Source organism: Haemophilus parainfluenzae, from assembly GCF_014931275.1.
Taxonomy (GTDB): Bacteria; Pseudomonadota; Gammaproteobacteria; order Enterobacterales; family Pasteurellaceae; genus Haemophilus_D.
This window is the reverse complement of record NZ_CP063110.1, coordinates 1,290,692-1,312,245: the sequence shown is the minus strand read 5'-3', so window position 1 is coordinate 1,312,245 and position 21,554 is coordinate 1,290,692. Positions and strand designations below refer to the sequence as shown.

Annotated in this window: 13 protein-coding genes, 2 tRNA genes and 3 rRNA genes; 8 read left to right on the top strand and 10 right to left on the bottom strand. The window is 41.2% G+C overall.

Annotated features, from left to right (window positions below; genetic code table 11):
- Positions 1-18: 18 nt before the first annotated feature.
- From INQ00_RS06455 to INQ00_RS06430, 6 genes are all read left to right on the top strand, one after another.
- Entirely contained in the window at positions 19-1,281 is a 1,263-nt protein-coding gene (locus INQ00_RS06455; RefSeq protein WP_197546550.1) for an inorganic phosphate transporter, read from the top strand.
- Between the two features lie 74 nt (positions 1,282-1,355).
- Positions 1,356-1,964, top strand: a complete 609-nt coding sequence (locus tag INQ00_RS06450; RefSeq protein ID WP_111315673.1) for a TIGR04211 family SH3 domain-containing protein — start codon at positions 1,356-1,358, stop codon at positions 1,962-1,964.
- Positions 1,965-2,025: 61 nt separating this feature from the next.
- Positions 2,026-3,270: a multifunctional CCA addition/repair protein gene (locus tag INQ00_RS06445; protein ID WP_197546549.1), complete on the top strand. Its 1,245-nt coding sequence runs from the start codon at positions 2,026-2,028 to the stop codon at positions 3,268-3,270.
- 64 nt (positions 3,271-3,334) lie between these two features.
- Positions 3,335-3,958 carry a lipoprotein insertase outer membrane protein LolB gene (gene lolB / locus INQ00_RS06440; protein ID WP_197546548.1) on the top strand — a complete coding sequence of 208 codons (624 nt, stop codon included), beginning with the start codon at positions 3,335-3,337 and terminating at the stop codon, positions 3,956-3,958.
- Entirely contained in the window at positions 3,958-4,881 is a 924-nt protein-coding gene (ispE, locus tag INQ00_RS06435) for a 4-(cytidine 5'-diphospho)-2-C-methyl-D-erythritol kinase (protein ID WP_197546547.1), read from the top strand. Before lolB ends, ispE begins: the two co-directional genes overlap by 1 nt.
- Before the next feature lies 1 nt (position 4,882).
- Positions 4,883-5,830 (top strand): ribose-phosphate pyrophosphokinase, encoded by a 948-nt coding sequence (locus INQ00_RS06430; protein WP_111315677.1) that lies wholly within the window; start codon positions 4,883-4,885, stop codon positions 5,828-5,830.
- Positions 5,831-6,154: 324 nt separating this feature from the next.
- On the opposite strand, the gene mdh is transcribed toward INQ00_RS06430, so the two are convergent.
- Entirely contained in the window at positions 6,155-7,090 is a 936-nt protein-coding gene (gene mdh / locus INQ00_RS06425; RefSeq protein ID WP_054419923.1) for a malate dehydrogenase, read from the bottom strand.
- A 186-nt stretch (positions 7,091-7,276) separates the two neighbouring features.
- Here mdh and argR point away from each other — a divergent pair, with 186 nt between their 5' ends.
- Both argR and INQ00_RS06415 read left to right on the top strand, forming a co-directional pair.
- Positions 7,277-7,732 (top strand): transcriptional regulator ArgR, encoded by a 456-nt coding sequence (gene argR / locus INQ00_RS06420; RefSeq protein WP_197546546.1) that lies wholly within the window; start codon positions 7,277-7,279, stop codon positions 7,730-7,732.
- The gene (locus INQ00_RS06415) at positions 7,732-8,616 is read left to right on the top strand and encodes a TIGR01777 family oxidoreductase (RefSeq protein ID WP_197546545.1); all 885 of its coding nucleotides are present in this window, start codon (positions 7,732-7,734) and stop codon (positions 8,614-8,616) included. Before argR ends, INQ00_RS06415 begins: the two co-directional genes overlap by 1 nt.
- A gap of 79 nt (positions 8,617-8,695) precedes the next feature.
- Here the strand turns inward: INQ00_RS06415 and mfd are convergent, their stop codons facing one another.
- The 9 genes from mfd to INQ00_RS06370 all read right to left on the bottom strand — a co-directional run bounded on the left by mfd (position 8,696) and on the right by INQ00_RS06370 (position 21,362).
- On the bottom strand, positions 8,696-12,133 hold the full coding sequence (gene mfd, locus INQ00_RS06410) for a transcription-repair coupling factor (protein ID WP_197546544.1): 3,438 nt from the start codon (positions 12,131-12,133) through the stop codon (positions 8,696-8,698).
- Between the two features lie 118 nt (positions 12,134-12,251).
- Complete coding sequence (locus tag INQ00_RS06405; protein ID WP_014065161.1) at positions 12,252-12,425, bottom strand: DUF5363 family protein; 174 nt, start codon at positions 12,423-12,425, stop codon at positions 12,252-12,254.
- Positions 12,422-14,266 (bottom strand): tRNA(Met) cytidine acetyltransferase TmcA, encoded by a 1,845-nt coding sequence (locus tag INQ00_RS06400; protein WP_197546543.1) that lies wholly within the window; start codon positions 14,264-14,266, stop codon positions 12,422-12,424. Before INQ00_RS06400 ends, INQ00_RS06405 begins: the two co-directional genes overlap by 4 nt.
- Positions 14,267-14,269: 3 nt before the next feature.
- Positions 14,270-16,036, bottom strand: a complete 1,767-nt coding sequence (locus INQ00_RS06395) for an ATP-binding protein (RefSeq protein ID WP_197546542.1) — start codon at positions 16,034-16,036, stop codon at positions 14,270-14,272.
- Positions 16,037-16,139: 103 nt separating this feature from the next.
- Positions 16,140-16,255, bottom strand: a 5S ribosomal RNA gene (rrf, locus tag INQ00_RS06390).
- Between the two features lie 145 nt (positions 16,256-16,400).
- Positions 16,401-19,300, bottom strand: a 23S ribosomal RNA gene (locus INQ00_RS06385).
- A 234-nt stretch (positions 19,301-19,534) separates the two neighbouring features.
- Positions 19,535-19,610: transfer RNA gene (locus INQ00_RS06380), tRNA-Ala, on the bottom strand.
- Positions 19,611-19,663: 53 nt separating this feature from the next.
- Positions 19,664-19,740: transfer RNA gene (locus INQ00_RS06375), tRNA-Ile, on the bottom strand.
- A gap of 82 nt (positions 19,741-19,822) precedes the next feature.
- Positions 19,823-21,362, bottom strand: a 16S ribosomal RNA gene (locus INQ00_RS06370).
- Together the 16S, 23S and 5S rRNA genes with 2 tRNA genes alongside form the textbook arrangement of a ribosomal RNA operon.
- Between the last annotated feature and the right edge of the window lie 192 nt (positions 21,363-21,554).

Here is a 21,554-nt window from a genome sequence, read left to right as displayed (position 1 = left end):
CAACATAGGAAATTCACTATGGAAATTATTAATGCATACGGCTCGTGGTTAGTCTTAATTACCGCGGTATTCGGCTTTTTTATGGCATTTGGTATTGGTGCCAACGACGTATCAAACTCAATGGGGACTTCCGTAGGTTCGGGAACCATTACAGCAAAACAAGCGATTGTTATTGCTTTGATTTTTGAATCCGCAGGAGCTTATTTAGCCGGTGGTGAAGTAACTGAAACCATTAAAAGCGGTGTTATCGATCCGACTCAATTTATCGAATCTCCAGATCTCTTAGCATTAGGGATGCTTTCAGCGCTCTTTGCCTCAGGTGCTTGGTTATTTATTGCCACTAAAATGGGCTGGCCTGTTTCGGGTACCCACACCATCATCGGTGCTTTAATTGGTTTTGCTTGTATTACGATCGGCCCTAGTTCTGTTGACTGGTCAACAATTGGTGGGATTGTTGGTAGCTGGTTTATCACGCCAGTAATTGCAGGACTTTTAGCCTATACCATCTTTGCGAGTATCCAAAAACTCATATTTGATACTGAGAACCCACTGAAAAATGCACAAAAATATGGTCCTTACTACATGGCTATTACTGTATTTGTGCTCTGTATCGTGACTATGGCAAAAGGTTTAAAACACGTTGGTTTAAATCTTTCAACAAATGAAACGCTCGGTATTTCATTGCTAATCAGCATCATTGGCATGATTTTTTGCCACTTCTACTTCCGCAGTAAAAGATTCACTGAAAAAGCAACAAAAGGCGCATTCGGCTCGGTAGAAAAGATTTTTAGTATCTTAATGCTTTTAACTGCTTGTGCAATGGCATTCGCACATGGTTCTAATGACGTAGCCAATGCAATTGGTCCGCTTTCTTCTGTGGTCTCAATTGTGGAAAATGGTGGACAAATCCTTAGCGGTGGAAAATTAGCTTGGTGGATTTTACCTTTAGGTGCATTAGGTATCGCAGTCGGTTTGATTGCAATGGGACAAAAAGTGATGGCAACTGTAGGATCAGGTATTACCGATTTAACCCCGAGCCGTGGTTTTGCCGCTCAATTTGCAACAGCGATGACCGTAGTAGTAGCATCTGGTACCGGTTTACCTATCTCCACAACACAAACTTTAGTGGGAGCAATCTTAGGTATCGGTTTCGCGCGCGGTATTGCGGCACTTAACTTAACGGTTATCCGTAACATTATTAGTTCATGGGTTGTGACGTTGCCAGCGGGTGCATTCTTCGCGATTATGATCTTCTACGTTCTTCGCGCGATTTTCCATTAGTATAATTATTAAAAGTGCGGTTATTTTTCATTGTATTTTCTGACCGCACTTCCTTCTCGAATCTAGGAAGTATTATGTCAAAAGTGAGCAAACTTTTATTTTCTTGTGTTTTATTAGGCTCAACCATTGGGACAGTACAAGCTGAAACACAATATGTGACAGAAAATCTGAACACATATTTACGCAAAGGTGCAGGCGATCAGTTTAAGATCGCGGGTGCAATCCAATCTGGCGAAGCGGTAACAGTCTTAGGACAAGAAGGAAAATATACCCTAATTCGTGATAATAAAAATCGAGAGGCATGGATTTTAACCTCGGAACTGAGTTCTACGCCAAGTAGCCGTGAAGAAAATCCAAGATTGAAAGCGCAGGTTCAAGAACTGACTTTGAAGCTGAGTCGCGTTGATTCAGATTGGCAGCAACGTACAAACGAAATTCAACGTCGTAGTAAACAAGCGGAACAACAAAGCAGTGAATTGCTTGAGCAAAATTCACAACTTAAACGTGAATTAGAAATGACGAAAAATAAAAATCGTGATTTAGAAGCAATGCTTGATGCGAATAAACGCGAAATTGCGATCCAATGGTTTATTTATGGCGGTTCAGTATTAGGTGTAGGTTTATTAATTGGCTTAGTATTACCTCACATTTTACCTAGACGTAAACGTCGTGATAGCTGGTAATGATTCATCATTGAGGTAGGCATTTGCCTACCTTTTCTTTATATTTTGATGGGAGAGCAAAATGGAAATTTATCTTGTCGGCGGTGCTGTACGCGATCAACTTTTAGGTTTACCAGTAAAAGATCGTGACTGGGTCATCGTGGGAGCAACACCAGAAATGTTGCTGGCTCAAGGTTACCAACAAGTTGGCAAAGACTTCCCTGTTTTTCTTAATCCTGAAAGCCATGAAGAATATGCGCTTGCCCGTACAGAACGAAAATCAGGCAAAGGCTACACTGGATTTATTTGTGATTTTTCAGATGATATTACGCTTGAACAAGATTTAATTCGTCGAGATCTCACCATTAATGCCATTGCCCAAGATAAAGATGGCAAGCTGCACGATCCTTATCATGGCGTAGAAGATATTCATCAGCGTATTTTACGTCATATTTCCCCCGCTTTTGCTGAAGACCCACTTCGTGTATTACGTGCCGCGCGCTTCGCTGCTCGCTTTCATCATTTAGGTTTCTCAATTGCCGAAGAAACCCTTAAATTAATGACTGAACTCACTGAACAAGGTGAACTCGCCCACATAACGGCTGAGCGTGTTTGGATGGAAACAGAAAAAGCATTAAACGAACCGCATCCCGAAATTTATTTTGAAACGCTTCATCATGTGGGCGCACTCAAAGTACTCTTCCCTGAGATTGCCGCCTTAGATGGCGTACCGAATCCAGCCAAATATCATCCTGAAATTGATAGCTTTATTCATACTATGCTCGTATTGCAGCAAGCCGTTAAACTCACTGAAAATACCAATTTGAATAAAAGTGCGGTCCGTTTTGCTGCGATTTGTCATGATCTTGGAAAAGCCCTTACCCCAAAAGAAATATGGCCTAGCCATCATGGACATGAAAAAGCGGGGATTAAACCAACTCGTTCATTATGCAAACGCCTTAGAGTCCCTAATTATCTTCAAGAATTAGGCGAATTAACTTGCGAATATCACACGCATGCACACAAAGCATTAGAACTTCGCCCAGAAACAGTAGTAAAACTCTTTAATACTTTTGATGTTTGGCGCAAGCCTCAACGATTTGAGGAATTTTTATTGGTATGTTTATCTGATACTCGCGGACGAACTGGCTTTGAAAATAAAGAATATCCGCAAATTGATTATCTCAAAACACTTTATCAAGCCGCTCTAGCTGTTGATGTGCAACAAGTGATTTCCGATGGTTTTGAAAAGCAAGGCATTCGAGATGAATTAACGCGTCGAAGAATTGCCGCAGTGAAAGCTGAGAAAACTCGCTTAAATGCTTAATCAAGCTTTACTAAAAGTAAACTAACCCTTACAATATGTGCAATTTTTTAGTAAATATTTTGTTATGAAATTATTAAAATCTCTTCTCGCACCTGTATTTGCAAGTGTGATCTTATCCGCCTGTACTCTTGATGCAGAGCGCCCAACAGATGTTCAACATATCGATAAGAACGATATTACGTGGCAACAGCACCTCAAAAAAATCAAACAAATTCAATCTTATAGTACAAAAGGGCAAATTGGTTACATCAGTCCACAAGAGCGTTTTTCTAGTCGCTTTGAATGGCAATATCAAAACCCGAAAGCCTATAAGTTAAAACTTTATTCTCTGATCAGCAAAACAACGCTAACCATGGAAATGCATCCAAATGGCATGACCATTTCAGATAATAAAGGCAATCAACAATCTGATGAAAATGCTAAATTACTACTACGTGAAATCATCGGAATGGATGTGCCATTAGAGCATTTAGCTTATTGGTTAAAAGGTCAGCCAGCAGATAACGCAGATTACCAAGTTGGAACCAATCATCTTTTATCCGAATTTAGCTACCCGCTTGATGGTTCGATTTGGACAGCTGATTACCTAAGCTATCATCCGGATAATTCGATGCCTGAAAATATTCTGTTAAAGAATAAAAGTACATCACAAACCCTAAAAATTCGTGTGGATGAATGGGCGTTCTAATGAAAACACATCACTTTTCGACCGCACTTTCAACTTTTCTTGGAAAGCCTAACCGCTTTCCAAGCCCCGCAAAACTCAATTTATTTCTCTATATAAACGGTAAACTGCCAAACGGTTACCACGAATTACAAACCCTTTTCCAATTTCTTGATTTCGGCGATTGGCTCACTATTGATATTTGCCAAGATAAACAAATCCGCATCTCTCCTGAAATTCCAGGCTTACCTCTAGAACAAAACTTAATCTATCGTGCAGCGACACTCCTACAAGAAAAAACAGGCTGTACACTCGGTGCCACAATTGATTTAGATAAAATTTTACCGATGGGCGGTGGGATTGGCGGCGGCTCATCCAATGCCGCAACGACTCTGCTTGCATTAAACTATTTATGGCAAACCCATTTATCCATTGATGAACTTGCCGAGCTTGGACTAAAACTTGGGGCTGATGTGCCGATTTTTGTTCATGGACAAGCCGCTTTTGCAGAAGGTGTGGGTGAAAAAATTCAATACTGCGAACTACAAGAAAAATATTATGTGGTACTAAAACCTGACACTGCGATTTCTACTGCAGTGGTTTTTAGTGATCCCAATTTGCCACGCAATACAGAAAAAAGATCCCTTGTACAGCTTTTAAACCAACCGTTTGCAAACGATTGCGAAAAAGTTGTGCGAACTCAATATCCAGAAGTTGAAAAAGCCCTACTATGGTTGTTACAATATGGACCAGCCAGATTAACAGGGACAGGGGCTTGTGTTTTTGCTGAATTTGATGATGAAAAATCAGCACAAGCTGTTTTCCAACAAAAACCGAAGGAATTTTTCGGCTTTGTTGCTAAAGGATTAAACGTTTCACCATTACATACCATGCTGAAACAACTCTCGACCAACCAATTTATCTACACTCAACCTGAGGTTATATAAAATGCCAGACATTAAACTCTTTGCTGGAAATGCTACGCCTGAGCTAGCGAAAAAGATTTCTGAACGTCTTTACATTTCATTAGGCGATGCCACCGTTGGACGCTTTAGCGACGGTGAAATCCAAGTGCAAATTAATGAAAATGTGCGTGGTGCAGACGTGTTTATTATCCAATCTACCTGTGCACCGACAAATGACAACCTGATGGAATTGATTGTAATGGTTGATGCTTTACGTCGTGCATCAGCTGGTCGTATTACTGCCGTTGTTCCTTATTTCGGTTATGCTCGTCAAGATCGTCGTGTACGTTCTGCTCGTGTTCCAATCACTGCAAAAGTCGTTGCTGATTTACTTTCAACTGTAGGAATTGACCGCGTATTAACCTGTGACTTACACGCAGAACAAATCCAAGGTTTCTTTGATGTGCCAGTTGATAACGTATTCGGTTCACCTGTTTTACTTGATGATATCTTGAAGAAAACCGATCTGATCAACCCTATCGTTGTTTCTCCAGATATAGGCGGTGTGGTACGTGCACGTGCGGTAGCGAAATTATTAAACGATACCGAAATGGCAATTATCGACAAACGTCGTCCACGCGCAAACGTATCGCAAGTTATGCACATTATCGGGGATGTAGCAGATCGTGATTGTATCCTTGTCGATGATATGATTGATACAGGTGGTACATTATGTAAAGCGGCTGAAGCATTAAAAGAACGCGGTGCAAAACGCGTATTTGCTTACGCAACTCACGCCGTATTCTCTGGTGCAGCAGCACAACATTTAGCGAGCGATGCCATTGATGAAATCGTGGTAACTGATACCGTTCCACTTTCACCAGAAATAAAAGCACTTGGTAAAGTACGTGTACTGACTCTTTCTACCATGCTTGCTGAAGCAATTCGTCGTATCAGCAATGAAGAATCTATTTCAGCAATGTTTGAATAATTATTTCGCTTAACATTCATATTTAAACGTGCGGTCGGAAAATCTTGTGTTTTTCGACCGCACTTTTTTATACTTTCGCTAAAAATAGACATAAAAAAAGTGCCCCTATTGGGGCACTACTCGGAAAGCAAAATAGATGTCGGCTATTTAAAAATAGCACTTGTTTTTAGTGGTTTAAGAATACGGCAAAGTACTTTGTATTGCAAATAGCAATTTTAAAATTTGTGAGCTAAATCACGCTTTTTCTTCACTTTTTTATTTTCAATCGTTTGCGTATAAAAAAAGAGGAGCATACAGCTCCCCTTCTCCAGAAATAAAATTAAATTAACCGTTAATAAATTTTTCGCCTAATTCAATATCGGCACGCAATGTTGGTAACATTGTTTCTAAAGCTTCTTGTTCAAATTTGCTTAAAGTGCCGATTGGTAAAATTTCTTCTACACCTTCCTTACCTAAACGTACTGGCTGAGCGAAGAAACGTGCGTATTTACCGTCACCTTCTACATAAGTACATTCAACGACAGTTTCACCACTTAAGCCTTTCACTAATGAACGAGCAAAACGTGCTGCAGCTTGAGCCATAGAAAGTGTCGCAGAACCGCCACCTGCTTTTGCTTCAACCACTTCAGTACCTGCGTTTTGGATACGTTTAGTTAATGGTGCAATTTCCTCTTCTTTCCACTCAGCATATTGAACTTGTGAAAGTAATGGAAGAATGGTTACACCTGAGTGGCCACCAATTACCGGTACGCTTGTACGAGAAACATTCAAGCCTTTTAATTCAGATACAAATGTTTCAGAACGTAATACGTCTAAAGTGGTAACACCAAATAATTTACGTTTGTCGTAAACACCTGCTTTTTTCAATACTTCTGCAGCAATTGCAACAGTTGTATTCACAGGGTTGGTGATAATACCTACACAAGCTTTTGGACAAGTTTTTGCAACATGTTCAATTAAGTTGCGCACGATACCCGCATTGATATTGAAAAGATCTGAACGATCCATACCAGGTTTACGTGCAACCCCTGCAGAAATTAAAACGACATCAGCACCTTTAAGCGCAGGGGTTGGATCTTCACCCGCAAAACCTTCAACTTTAACTGCTGTTGGGATATGACTCACATCTTTAGCAACACCTGGTGTCACTGGTGCGATATCATAAAGTGCTAATTCACTTTCAGCGGGTAATTGTAATTTAAGTAATAAGGCTAATGCTTGACCAATACCGCCTGCTGCGCCTAATACTGCAACTTTCATAAAATACTCCTCATGTATTAATTAATCCTAACTAGGTAGGATTCTAAAGTCTTAGCCGTTAAATTACAAACAAAGAAGTTCAATTATGCGATCTAGCTCAAACTTTTCAAACAACAAATTCATTTCAATTGATTAAAATGAATTTTTATGCAATTCTTATGCAAATTCCCCTGTGCGAGAATAACTATGTCTGATCAATTAACAAAAGCATTTAAAGAACTGCTAAACCAAGAGCGATTTGCTTCTCAAAGTGAAATCGTTGAAGCCTTAAAGAATCAAGGATTCCAAACTATTAATCAATCTAAAGTTTCACGTATGTTAAGCAAATTTGGTGCAGTTCGAGCAAGAAATACCAAAATGGAGATGGTGTATTGCTTACCAAGTGAATTGAGTGTGCCCGCTACCAGCAGTCCATTAAAAAATTTGGTTTTGGATATTGATCACAATGATTTCGTCATCGTCATCAAAACCTCTCCAGGTGCAGCCCAATTAATCGCTCGTTTACTAGACTCCATTGGTAAACCAGAAGGAATTTTAGGTACGATTGCTGGAGATGACACTATATTTGTCACCCCAACAAAAAATACAACAATTAAAGCGCTTTTAGCACAAATTCAAACACTCTTTGAGAGCAGCTTATAATGAATATCTTAGTGACTGGTGGAACAGGATTTGTTGGGAAAGCCTTAGTTACGGCACTCCTGTCTCGTGGCGATAGCGTTACCGTATTAACCCGCTCTATTGAAAAAGCCCAATCTATTTTTCCTGAAAAAACACCTCAATTTTTAACTGCACTTTCAGCACTCAATAATTTAAATGATTTTGATGCGGTCGTTAATCTTGCTGGAGAGCCAATCTTTGATAAAAGATGGACAGCTCAACAAAAAGAAAAACTGCGTCATAGCCGCATTGATTTAACACAGCAGATTGTTCAACTTATTAATCAAAGTGAATATCCCCCAGCTCTGATTTCAGGTTCTGCAACTGGAATTTATGGAAACTGTGGCGAAGATGTGATCACTGAAGACACAAATCCAAGTACTCAATTTACCGCACAGCTTTGTATTGATTGGGAAAATGCAGCAAAACAAGCCAATACAAGAGTCTGTTTAGTGAGAACCGGATTAGTGCTTTCTCCAAAAGGCGGGGCTTTTGCTAAAATTCTACCGCTCTATCGCTTTGGATTAGGCGGCAAATTAGGGAATGGTGAGCAATATTGGAGCTGGATCGTGTTAGAGGATATGGTAAAAGGCCTGCTCTTTTTACTTGATCATAATGCTTGCGAAGGGGCTTTTAATTTTACTGCGCCACATCCTGTTAAAAACAAGACCTTTAACCAATTATTAGGTCAAGCATTACATCGTCCTTGTTTTGCTCAAGTGCCTCAATTTTTATTAACTACTATTCTAGGCGAGCGCGCTTGCATTCTTTTAGACAGTCAGAATGCCTATCCAAAACATTTGCTAGATTGTGGATTTACATTCCAATATGAAAGCTTAAAAGATTACTTCAATCACATCCTTTAATTAATGTTTGAAAGATCGATTGAAAACACTTATAGGTCATCTTCCTGTACTGTGAATTTGACCTATCGGGATTTATCCCCTACTCAGTAAGCGTCTTCACCAAATCCATCACAAATTCTAACCGCTCTTTGTTTTCTGGAAGTGCTTTCACAAACTTAAATTTTAATGGACCATCAAAGCGATAAACAATTGGATTTTGTTGAATTAATTTGATGAATTTTTCTGGATCAACTTTTGCTGAAGGTGAGAATTCAATAAAGCCACCTTGAGCCCCTGCATCGATTTTCAGTACTTTTAATGGTTTCACCATTAAACGCATCTCAGCAATTTGTAAAAGATTTTTAGTTGCTTCAGGTAATAGGCCAAAGCGATCAATTAATTCAACTTTTAATTCATCTAACTCTTGCTTACTTTCTGCCGCTGCAATGCGTTTATAGAACGACAAACGCATATTCACATCACCAAGATAATCATCTGGCAATAATGCTGGAACACGTAACTCAATTTCAGCTTGCTGATGTGTAATCTCTTCTAATGAAGGTTCTCTTCCCTCTTTTAAGGCTTTAACTGCCGCATCAAGTAATTCCATATAAAGTGAAAAACCGATGCTTTCAATTTGCCCACTTTGTTCATTCCCTAATAATTCACCTGCACCGCGAATTTCTAAATCATGCGTCGCAAGAATGAAACCTGCACCTAAGTTATCTAAACTTTCTAATGCCTCTAAACGACGTTTCGCATCTTTCGTCATTAATTTCGGCGGAGGTGTAAGCAAATACGCATAAGCTTGATGATGGGAACGCCCTACTCGACCACGCAACTGGTGAAGCTGAGCTAAACCAAAGTTATCTGCGCGTTCAATGATGATCGTATTTGCCGTTGGTACGTCAATCCCTGTTTCAATAATGGTGGAACAAACTAATACGTTATAACGTTGATGATAAAAATCACTCATCACTCGTTCAAGTTCACGCTCTCGCATTTGGCCATGACCAATGACGACTCGAGCCTCAGGGACAAGTGCGGTCAGTTTTTCTGCTGTATTTTCAATACTCGCCACATCATTATGCAAATAATAAACTTGCCCACCACGCAAAATCTCACGCAGAATCGCTTCACGAATGATTAAATCATCTTTCTGGCGAACAAACGTTTTGATACTCACTCGACGAGCCGGTGGTGTTGCAATAATAGAAAGATCGCGAATACCATTCATCGCCATATTCAAAGTACGAGGAATTGGCGTTGCGGTAAGCGTTAAAATATCAATATTCGCTCGAAGTTGTTTAATTTTCTCTTTCTGTCCTACACCAAAACGATGTTCTTCATCAATGATAAGCAAGCCAAGATCAGAAAACTTCACATCAGATTGAATCAATTTGTGGGTTCCAATCAGAATATCGACTTTTCCTTCGGCTAAATTTTCTAAGATTTGTTTTTGCTCTTTGGCTGTTTTAAAGCGAGAAAGTACTTCTACATTAACTGGCAGATTGGCAAAACGATCTTTAAAATTCTCGTAGTGCTGTTGAGCTAACAAGGTTGTTGGGACTAATACAGCCACTTGTTTATGATTCATTACCGCCAAAAATGCGGCGCGCATCGCCACTTCCGTCTTCCCAAAGCCTACATCACCACAAACTAAACGGTCCATCGCTTTAGGCTGACACATATCCGAAATGACTGCGTTAATCGCCATGGCTTGATCGTGCGTTTCTTCAAAAGGAAAGGTTGCAGCGAATTGCTGGAATTCCTCACGATCATATTTAAATTCAAAACCTTTTTTCACTTCTCGTTGGGCATATACATCAAGTAATTCAGCTGCCACATCACGAATTTTTTCTGCGGCTTTTTGACGCGTTTTCGCCCACGATTCATTACCTAATTTATGTAATGGTGCGGTTTCATCTGAGCCACCAACATAGCGACTAATTAAATGAAGAGAACCAACAGGCACATAAAGTTTGGATTCATTCGCATAATTGATCAGCAAATATTCTGCTTTTAATCCCCCAGTATCGAGTGTCACTAAGCCACCATAACGCCCAACACCATGATCTAAATGCACCACAGGCTGCCCAATTTTTAATTCTGCCAGATTACGCACTAAGGTATCAGGATTCACCGCCTTACGTTTATCACGCTGACGTTGTTGTACTCGCTCACCTAAAATTTCATGTTCAGTAATGACAGCTAATTTGGTCTCATCAAGAATAAAACCTTGCTCAAGACGGCTTACCCACAAATTAAACTTGTCTTGATTGGCTTCAGATAAGGTTTTAATTTGTTTTGGTTTAATTTTTAATGGTGAAAGCAAATCCAGTAAAGTTTCACGTCGTCCTTCAGTTTCAACTGAAAATAAAACATTTCCTTTAAAATGCTCAATAAACTGACGAAGTTGCGATAACGGTTCTTTTTGCTGTGATTGAATGGTCACTGCTGGTAATGCGGACACCGCTAAATTTTTCTGACGAACAGATGACCGCACTTTTTCTGCTTTAAAATTAATTTTAGGATAATTTTTTAATGCATGATTTACCGCATCAATGCTTAGCCACAAACGTTCTGGCGGCAAAAGAGGGCGCATTGGATCAACTTTTCGATGCTCATAACGCTGTTTGGCATCAAGATAAAAACGTTCTCCTTGTGCTTGATTTGTTTCCATATCCACAAACAACGTTTTTTCTGGCAAGTAATCAAACAACGTTGCCATTTCATCAAAGAATAGCGGCTGCCAATATTCAATCCCTGAGATTAGTGTGCCTTTACTGATTTGCTGATAAATATGTTCTGGATCACGACGAATTTCACCAAAGGTTTCTCTAAATTGTGTGCGGAAAAACTCAATACCTTTCTCATCAGTTGGAAATTCGTGTGCAGGTAATAAATTAATAGATTGAATTTCATCTAACGTTCGCTGCGTATCAACATCAAAAGTACGAATCGAATCAATTTCATCATCAAAAAAATCTAAGCGAAATGGAACCGCACTTCCCATTGGGAAAAGATCTAAAAGAGATCCGCGCACAGCATATTCACCATGTTCTAGTACTTGCTCTACGGAACGATATCCTGCTGACTCTAATTGTAATCGCAATTTTTCAATGACAAGACGGTCGCCTTTTTTAATCAAAAGGACATTGTGCTGTAGATATTTCGGCGGGCACACACGTTGCATTAATGTACTAATCGGTAAAACAAAGATGCCTTTTTTAGTATTTTGCAAATGAAAGAGTGCACTTAAACGAGAAGAAATAATTTCTTGATGAGGAGAAAAAGAATCATAAGGCAACGTTTCCCAATCAGGAAAAAACTGAACGGACTGAGAAGTTAAATCCGGTAAAACTTGTGATAAACGAACCGCACTTTTGGTATCTGGTGTCACAACCACTGTCAATCCATCGTATTGCTCTGCAATTTCACTAACAGCAAGTGCATCTGCACTCGCCAATACATTGCCAAGAATTTTATGATCATTGGGCTGAGTCGGAATATCAAAATTAAAATAGGTCGTTTTCATAAGCGCGGTCAATTTTTATCTCATTTTTGCGTGAATAGCTGATTAGTTTAGCAAATCCACTCTACTTTTCAATTTTTATCTGTATAAAAAAACAGGGTTTGATTAACCCTGTTTTCTTTTATTTTTTGAGTGGTTCTAGTGGTTTCTCTTTTTTTACCTTACCATCATCATCAAATTCAATGCGTGGCATACAACCTCGACAACTACCTTTATCTAAACCAAGCTCACTGCAAAATTTATTGTATTCATCTACCGCTTTACGGAACCAACCTTTTTTTTCTTGTTCGCTCATTTTGCCTCCTTTTTTAATTTTTGTGCAATTTCCGAACGTAATAATTTTAACCCATTTTTCTTATTATAGGGTATCTGTTTTGTGATGAAATAATCTCTCATTAAAGGGCAATCTTTTTCATCTAAATTCATTAAAAATCGACGAATTGCCGGCAAAGCGGAAGCTAAAGTGCGGTGAAAATAAGCAAAATTTTTTAAGCTGAGCCAATCTTCGTCAATCAATTCCCAATCTACTGATGTGATATTAAATTCCTGAACGAGAGGATGGAAAGACAAAGGTATATTCCGTTGAAAAGATTGTGTTGCTTCTTTTTCTAATTCAATGCCTTGTGTAGAAAGCCCTTTTAGAGCGATAGCTGAATAACAACCACTACTTGCCTCTAAATGCTCGCCTAAATGAACAAGAGAAAAACCACATTTCTGCCAAAATTGAGCCAGTTCTTTGGTATAACCGAAACTCACTGATAAATAATCTACATCGGCATTTTGCGTGATATATTCAATAAGTTGTGTACCAATACCATGTTGCTGCCACATAGGCTGAACCGCAATTCTCGAAATACGTAAAGAATGCAATTCATAAGCCTTTTGTTGTTGAGCATGAAAACAAAGTGCTTGCGGGACAAGATTACCTTTAGGGCGTCTAGTCCCTTGCTGAATTGCTTCAATGAGGGCTGAATCTTCAATCCCGCCTTCTTTTAATGCCCAAACTGCGCCTAGTAAATTTTGCTCACTTTCAGCGGTAAAAAAACACTGTGAATTGGCATCAAATAATCGCCGTAGATCTAATGGTGATGTACGATAATGAGCTAATGTCATCAAGCCATAGAATTGGGGCAATGAAGAAAGTATTTCCTCTTGTGAGCGTTCAGTGATTTGGCATATTTTGCTTTTATCGTATGGCGTTTGTTTAAAATCATCCTCTACATTCAATAATAAAAGCTCATCAATAAACGCCTCTAAACCATCATCTTTAGACCAACGTAGCGGTTCAATAAGCTCAAAGTCAGAAAAAGTGCGGTTAATTTTTTGCTTAAATTTAAGCTCAAAGCCTCGCCCAGTTCCCTCATAACTATGGATGGTAGTCGTAAATAGAATATGCTTAAAATGATGAGAAAAAGCGCTAAGTTGAGCAATCGGTAGCATTGCCGCCTCATCAACAAAAAGCCAAGCATTTTCAGAAAAAGAAGGAGCATTTTGCAAAGCAAGGAAAAGCTCATCTGGTGCAATAAAGATAATCTCTTTTTGTGAAAATTCTGCCAAAATTTTAACCGCACTTTTATTCGGTGCGGTGAGGTAAATTTTAGTATCCAGTTGATTCGCTAATAAGCCTGCTAGAGCTGATTTCCCTCTTCCTCGTTTAGCGGTAAGAAAGTAGAGTTCAGATTCTTTTTGTAAGATTTGCTCAATGATTTTCTGCTGATCTAAGGTTGCGTTGTAATTGACAAATAATTGCTGAAAAGTGCGGTCAAATTTTAAATCATTTTGATGATAAAGGACGGGAAAACCATATTTATGGATACAATACTTAAAATATGTCATAAATCTTGGTGTAGCAATTGCCTCAAGTGAACCTGACCAACGGAGACTATCTTCATCTATTTGAGAATGAAGTTTCTCCCAATTTGATAGCAATACAATTAAGGAACCATTCATTTTCAATGTGCCAGCCGCAATAGCGAGTGCCTCTAAATGGATGCCTTTCCGTGCATCAAACAAGATCGTCTCAAACTCTTGTCCAAGAAGATTTTGAATTTTAGAAAACTCATTAATGATCAAGGTATTTGCCGGCAAATTAGACGGCATATTCTCACTGACTAAAATTTGAAAATGACGGGTCATGAATTATTTTTCTAAATAGGCTTCCAATTCAGCTAAATTTTGAGGCCATTCATTACTGAGTTGCTTTATCCATGAAGCAATATCCAATGTCCAATTTGGCAATGAGGTATCTTGAGCCTGTTTTGCGATATTTTGAACATTAACAAGCCCTACCGACGCAGCTGCACCTTTAATTTTATGTGCGACATCTGACACCGTTTGTTGCATATCTGAGTTTGCAAGATAATCGTCATAGGCTGTTTCTAATTCATCTAAATAAATCGGCATCCATTGTTTAAATAACGCCACATTAGCTTTAGCTTGAGATTTTCCGATTAACTCAATAAGTGAAATATTGATGCCTTCTTGAACGTGAGAAGTTTCTTCCTCATCAGAGATACATTCAATATCATCGCCTAAAAAAGTTTTAAAGCACTGACGTAATTCAACCAAAGAAAGTGGCTTGCGTAATACACCATCCATACCCTGTTCTTGATATTCTTCTTCACTGTGCATCACGTTCGCTGTAAAGGCAATTAAAGGCGGGAGAAAATCGTAAATCCCTTCTTCGTAGTTTTTCCGTAGATAGTGGGCGATATCAAAACCTGACATATCTGGTAATTTAATATCAAGAAAAACAATATCATAGGTATTTTTCTCAAATAATCGGATCGCCTGTTCGCCATTCATAGCAACATCAACATAATGCCTCTGCTTTTCAAGAATACTTTTAGCTACAACCACATTCAATTCAACATCTTCAACTAATAAAATAGAAAGGTGCTGCATGGCTGTTTCAGCATTCATCTCATTAGCTTGGGCTTTATCCGCAATAATCGTTAAATAAAAAGTAGAACCTTTATCCAACTCACTTTCAACTGTTAAATCCCCTTGCATTAACTGCGCAAGATTCTTAGAAATCGCAAGACCGATGCCACTTCCTGCGGAACGGTGAATATTATCTTTAACTTGATAATACATAGTAAAAATCTTATCCAGCTCGCAAGAAGCAATACCTGCTCCCGTATCTGCAACACTAAATTGATATTGATTATCTTGGATTTTCTGTACTGTTAGGATAACTTCACCTTTGTCAGTAAACTTCACAGCATTACCAATTAAATTCCAAAGAATTTGGCTGATGCGAGCACGGTCAAGATAAAGCCAATTAGGTAAATTCTCATCCTGGTTTAAAGAAAACTTTAGCCCCTTTTGTTCTGCCATTAAGGTACCAAAATTATAGAAATCATTAAGTAGTGAATGGAAATCACAAGGCTGGATATTTAATTCAATACGTTTAGAGTCAATCTTATCTAAATCAATAATATCACTAAAAATATGACCTAAACTGACCGCACTTAGATTAATCGTATTCAGATAATTCTGTTGTTGTTCCGTTAATTTATCATCTAATAAAATTCGACTTAAGCCAATGATTCCATTTAATGGGGTACGTAACTCATGGCTAATGGTAGCCAGTAAGGTACTTTTATCACGATTGTTTTTTTCTAATCGAGCAAGCGTTTTAGAGAGCTCCAAACGGGAACGTTCTAATCGCTCAACAAGTAGCGTAAAGAAATAAATAACAAAAGGAGCAGTAAACAAACCAAAAGTGATCGAGCGAACAATATCACTCCAGTGAATACCATCACTAAACAATGTACTTAATAAGATTTGTATACAAAGAGCCAAAATCGCAAGAATAGCAATGCCAAGTAAAGAGAAGCGAACTCGACCTAATCGAATAACCCAGTCAACATAGCGTTGTGCAAAATATCTAAAATTTTTCATTGTTTATATTGAGAAATAAAAATTGAGATCATTCTATAGAGTTTTTAATAAAAATCCATAAACAAAAAACCCCAAGCTCTTCAGCTTGGGGTTCACATTCAGTACCTGGCGGTGTCCTACTCTCACATGGGGAAGCCCCACACTACCATCGGCGCATCGGCGTTTCACTTCTGAGTTCGGTATGGGGTCAGGTGGGACCACCGCTCTATCGCCGCCAGGATTATTCCTTTAATAACTTTTCTCTCTTTCTGTTCCGCTATCTCTAGCGCTCACAACCAAACAAGCTGATAACCTTCAAAACTTTCTTCTCTTTCTTCTCTGAGTTTGTTTCGTCTTCTCAACACCCAAAACCCTTGAGCGTTGTATAGTTAAGCCTCTCGGGCAATTAGTACATGTTAGCTCAACGGCTCGCACCGCTTACACACCATGCCTATCTACGTCTTAGTCTTAAACAACCCTTACAGATTTTAAATCTGGGAGAACTCATCTCTTGGCAAGTTTCGTGCTTAGATGCTTTCAGCACTTATCTCTTCCGCACTTAGCTACCCGGCAATGCGTCTGGCGACACAACCGGAACACCAGTGGTGCGTCCACTCCGGTCCTCTCGTACTAGGAGCAGCCCCAACCAATTCTCCAACGCCCACGGCAGATAGGGACCGAACTGTCTCACGACGTTCTAAACCCAGCTCGCGTACCACTTTAAATGGCGAACAGCCATACCCTTGGGACCTACTTCAGCCCCAGGATGTGATGAGCCGACATCGAGGTGCCAAACACCGCCGTCGATATGAACTCTTGGGCGGTATCAGCCTGTTATCCCCGGAGTACCTTTTATCCGTTGAGCGATGGCCCTTCCATTCAGAACCACCGGATCACTATGACCTACTTTCGTACCTGCTCGACTTGTCTGTCTCGCAGTTAAGCTTGCTTATACCATTGCACTAACCTGACGATGTCCGACCGTCATTAGCAAACCTTCGTGCTCCTCCGTTACTCTTTGGGAGGAGACCGCCCCAGTCAAACTACCCACCAGACACTGTCCGAGACCACGTTTCGTAATCTTCGTTAGAACATCAAACGTTAAAGGGTGGTATTTCAAGGACGCCTCCACAATCACTGGCGTGACTGCTTCTAAGGCTCCCACCTATCCTACACATCAAAATTCAATGTTCAGTGTCAAGCTATAGTAAAGGTTCACGGGGTCTTTCCGTCTAGCCGCGGGTACACCGCATCTTCACGGCGATTTCAATTTCACTGAGTCTCGGGTGGAGACAGCCTGGCCATCATTATGCCATTCGTGCAGGTCGGAACTTACCCGACAAGGAATTTCGCTACCTTAGGACCGTTATAGTTACGGCCGCCGTTTACTGGGGCTTCGATCAGGAGCTTCTCTTTCGATTACACCATCAATTAACCTTCCAGCACCGGGCAGGCATCACACCCTATACGTCCACTTTCGTGTTTGCAGAGTGCTGTGTTTTTAATAAACAGTTGCAGCCAGCTGGTATCTTCGACCGGTTCAACCTTCGCCCGCAAGGGACTACAATCTACGCCGGCGCACCTTCTCCCGAAGTTACGGTGCTATTTTGCCTAGTTCCTTCACCCGAGTTCTCTCAAGCGCCTGAGTATTCTCTACCTGACCACCTGTGTCGGTTTTCAGTACGGTTTAGATAAACCTGAAGCTTAGTGGCTTTTCCTGGAAGTGTGGTATCGGTTACTTCAGCTCCGTAGAGCCTCGTCATCATCTCTCAGTGTTTAATAGAAGTCCGGATTTGCCTAAACTTCCCACCTACAAACTTAAACGCACATATCCAACAGTGCGATAACCTAACCTGCTCCGTCCCCACATCGCAGTTTATCCAAGTACGGGAATATTAACCCGTTTCCCATCGACTACGCTTTTCAGCCTCGCCTTAGGGGCCGACTCACCCTGCCCCGATTAACGTTGGACAGGAACCCTTGGTCTTCCGGCGAACGGGTTTTTCACCCGTTTTATCGTTACTTATGTCAGCATTCGCACTTCTGATACGTCCAGCAAACCTCTCGATTCACCTTCATCCGCTTACAGAACGCTCCCCTACCCAACAGACTTTCGTCTGATGCCGCAGCTTCGGTGCTATATTTGAGCCCCGTTACATCTTCCGCGCAGGCCGACTCGACTAGTGAGCTATTACGCTTTCTTTAAATGATGGCTGCTTCTAAGCCAACATCCTAGCTGTCTAAGCCTTCCCACTTCGTTTCCCACTTAATATAGACTTTGGGACCTTAGCTGGCGGTCTGGGTTGTTTCCCTCTCCACGACGGACGTTAGCACCCGCCGTGTGTCTCCTGAGTATCACTCTTCGGTATTCGTAGTTTGCATCGGGTTGGTAATCCGGGATGGACCCCTAGCCGAAACAGTGCTCTACCCCCGAAGGTGTCCGCTCAAGGCTCTACCTAAATAGATTTCGGGGAGAACCAGCTATCTCCCGGTTTGATTGGCCTTTCACCCCCAGCCACAAGTCATCCGCTAATTTTTCAACATTAGTCGGTTCGGTCCTCCAGTTAGTGTTACCCAACCTTCAACCTGCCCATGGCTAGATCACCGGGTTTCGGGTCTATACCTTGCAACTAAACGCCCAGTTAAGACTCGGTTTCCCTTCGGCTCCCCTATTCGGTTAACCTCGCTACAAAATATAAGTCGCTGACCCATTATACAAAAGGTACGCAGTCACCCTTAAAGGGCTCCCACTGCTTGTACGTACAAGGTTTCAGGTTCTATTTCACTCCCCTCACCGGGGTTCTTTTCGCCTTTCCTTCACAGTACTGGTTCACTATCGGTCAATCAGGAGTATTTAGCCTTGGAGGATGGTCCCCCCATCTTCAAACAGGATATCACGTGTCCCGCCCTACTTATCGTTAGCTTAGTACCATGACCTGGACTTCGAGTACGGGGCTATCACCCTGTATCGCCAAGCTTCCCAGCTTGTTCCTCTGTCTCTGTCATTATCACTAACAGGCTCCTTCGCGTTCGCTCGCCGCTACTAACGAAATCTCGGTTGATTTCTTTTCCTCGGGGTACTTAGATGTTTCAGTTCTCCCGGTTTGCCTCACTTACCTATGTATTCACTAAGTGATAGTAGATTCTTCATCTACTGGGTTTCCCCATTCGGACATCTTGGATTAAACGCCTCTTATCGACTCATCCAAGCTTTTCGCAGATTAGCACGTCCTTCATCGCCTCTGATTGCCAAGGCATCCACCTTGTACGCTTAGTCACTTAACTATACAACCTCAAAAATTCTTGATGTTGTGTTTTTCAACTAAACACTTGATTGCTTTTGTTCAATCAAGATTTTCTTCTTACTCAGACTTTTTCTTATCCTTTAAAAGGACTTGAAAGTCTCTTCAGTTTTTCAGCTTGTTTCCTGGTTGTTAAAGAACAGAAATAACATTTTCAGTTATCATCGTTAAATAAACTCATTAAGTATAAAAACTCAATTTACTTAACGATGATAAGTGGTGGAGATAAGCGGGATCGAACCGCTGACCTCCTGCGTGCAAGGCAGGCGCTCTCCCAGCTGAGCTATATCCCCATGTCATCGTTTATTTATTACCTTATTCACCTCAATCACTCACTCAGTTTGAGTGGTGGGTCTGAGTGGACTTGAACCACCGACCTCACCCTTATCAGGGGTGCGCTCTAACCACCTGAGCTACAGACCCAAGGGAATAACGGCTTTCTGCTCGATATTGTCTACAATATATCAATCAATCTGTGTGGACACTTATTGTCTCTCGTTTTTGGTAAGGAGGTGATCCAACCGCAGGTTCCCCTACGGTTACCTTGTTACGACTTCACCCCAGTCATGAATCATACCGTGGTAAACGCCCTCCCGAAGGTTAAGCTATCTACTTCTGGTACAACCCACTCCCATGGTGTGACGGGCGGTGTGTACAAGGCCCGGGAACGTATTCACCGCAACATTCTGATTTGCGATTACTAGCGATTCCGACTTCATGGAGTCGAGTTGCAGACTCCAATCCGGACTTAGACGTACTTTGTGAGATTCGCTCCAGCTCGCACTATCGCTTCCCTCTGTATACGCCATTGTAGCACGTGTGTAGCCCTACTCGTAAGGGCCATGATGACTTGACGTCATCCCCACCTTCCTCCGGTTTATCACCGGCAGTCTCCTTTGAGTTCCCGACCAAATCGCTGGCAACAAAGGATAAGGGTTGCGCTCGTTGCGGGACTTAACCCAACATTTCACAACACGAGCTGACGACAGCCATGCAGCACCTGTCTCAGAGTTCCCGAAGGCACCAATCCATCTCTGGAAAGTTCTCTGGATGTCAAGAGTAGGTAAGGTTCTTCGCGTTGCATCGAATTAAACCACATGCTCCACCGCTTGTGCGGGCCCCCGTCAATTCATTTGAGTTTTAACCTTGCGGCCGTACTCCCCAGGCGGTCGATTTATCACGTTAGCTACGGGCGCCAAACTTAAAGTTCAACCCCCAAATCGACATCGTTTACAGCGTGGACTACCAGGGTATCTAATCCTGTTTGCTCCCCACGCTTTCGCACATGAGCGTCAGTACATTCCCAAGGGGCTGCCTTCGCCTTCGGTATTCCTCCACATCTCTACGCATTTCACCGCTACACGTGGAATTCTACCCCTCCCTAAAGTACTCTAGACTCCCAGTCTGAAATGCAATTCCCAGGTTAAGCCCGGGGCTTTCACACCTCACTTAAAAGTCCGCCTGCGTGCCCTTTACGCCCAGTTATTCCGATTAACGCTCGCACCCTCCGTATTACCGCGGCTGCTGGCACGGAGTTAGCCGGTGCTTCTTCTGTAGTTAACGTCAATCACTTAGTCTATTAAACTAAATGCCTTCCTCGCTACCGAAAGAACTTTACAACCCGAAGGCCTTCTTCATTCACGCGGCATGGCTGCGTCAGGGTTGCCCCCATTGCGCAATATTCCCCACTGCTGCCTCCCGTAGGAGTCTGGGCCGTGTCTCAGTCCCAGTGTGGCTGGTCATCCTCTCAGACCAGCTAGAGATCGTCGGCTTGGTGAGCCTTTACCTCACCAACTACCTAATCCCACTTGGGCTCATCCTATGGCATGTGGCCCGAAGGTCCCACACTTTAATCTTTCGATATTACGCGGTATTAGCTACAGTTTCCCGTAGTTATCCCCCTCCATAAGCTAGATTCCCAAGCATTACTCACCCGTCCGCCACTCGTCATCAAAGAAGCAAGCTTCTTTATGTTACCGTTCGACTTGCATGTGTTAAGCCTGCCGCCAGCGTTCAATCTGAGCCATGATCAAACTCTTCAATTCAAGTTCAATCGCTCAATACTGCTGACATAAAATGTCACTACTTAAAAAAGTATTATGAATTTCTAGTTAGCACCTATTAAGACTTCAAAATTAAAAAATATTTTTAAAACAAGTCAATCAACAAGTGCCCACACAGATTGTCTGATATATTGTTAAAGAGCAAAAAACAACGACGCACTGGGTTTCATAAAG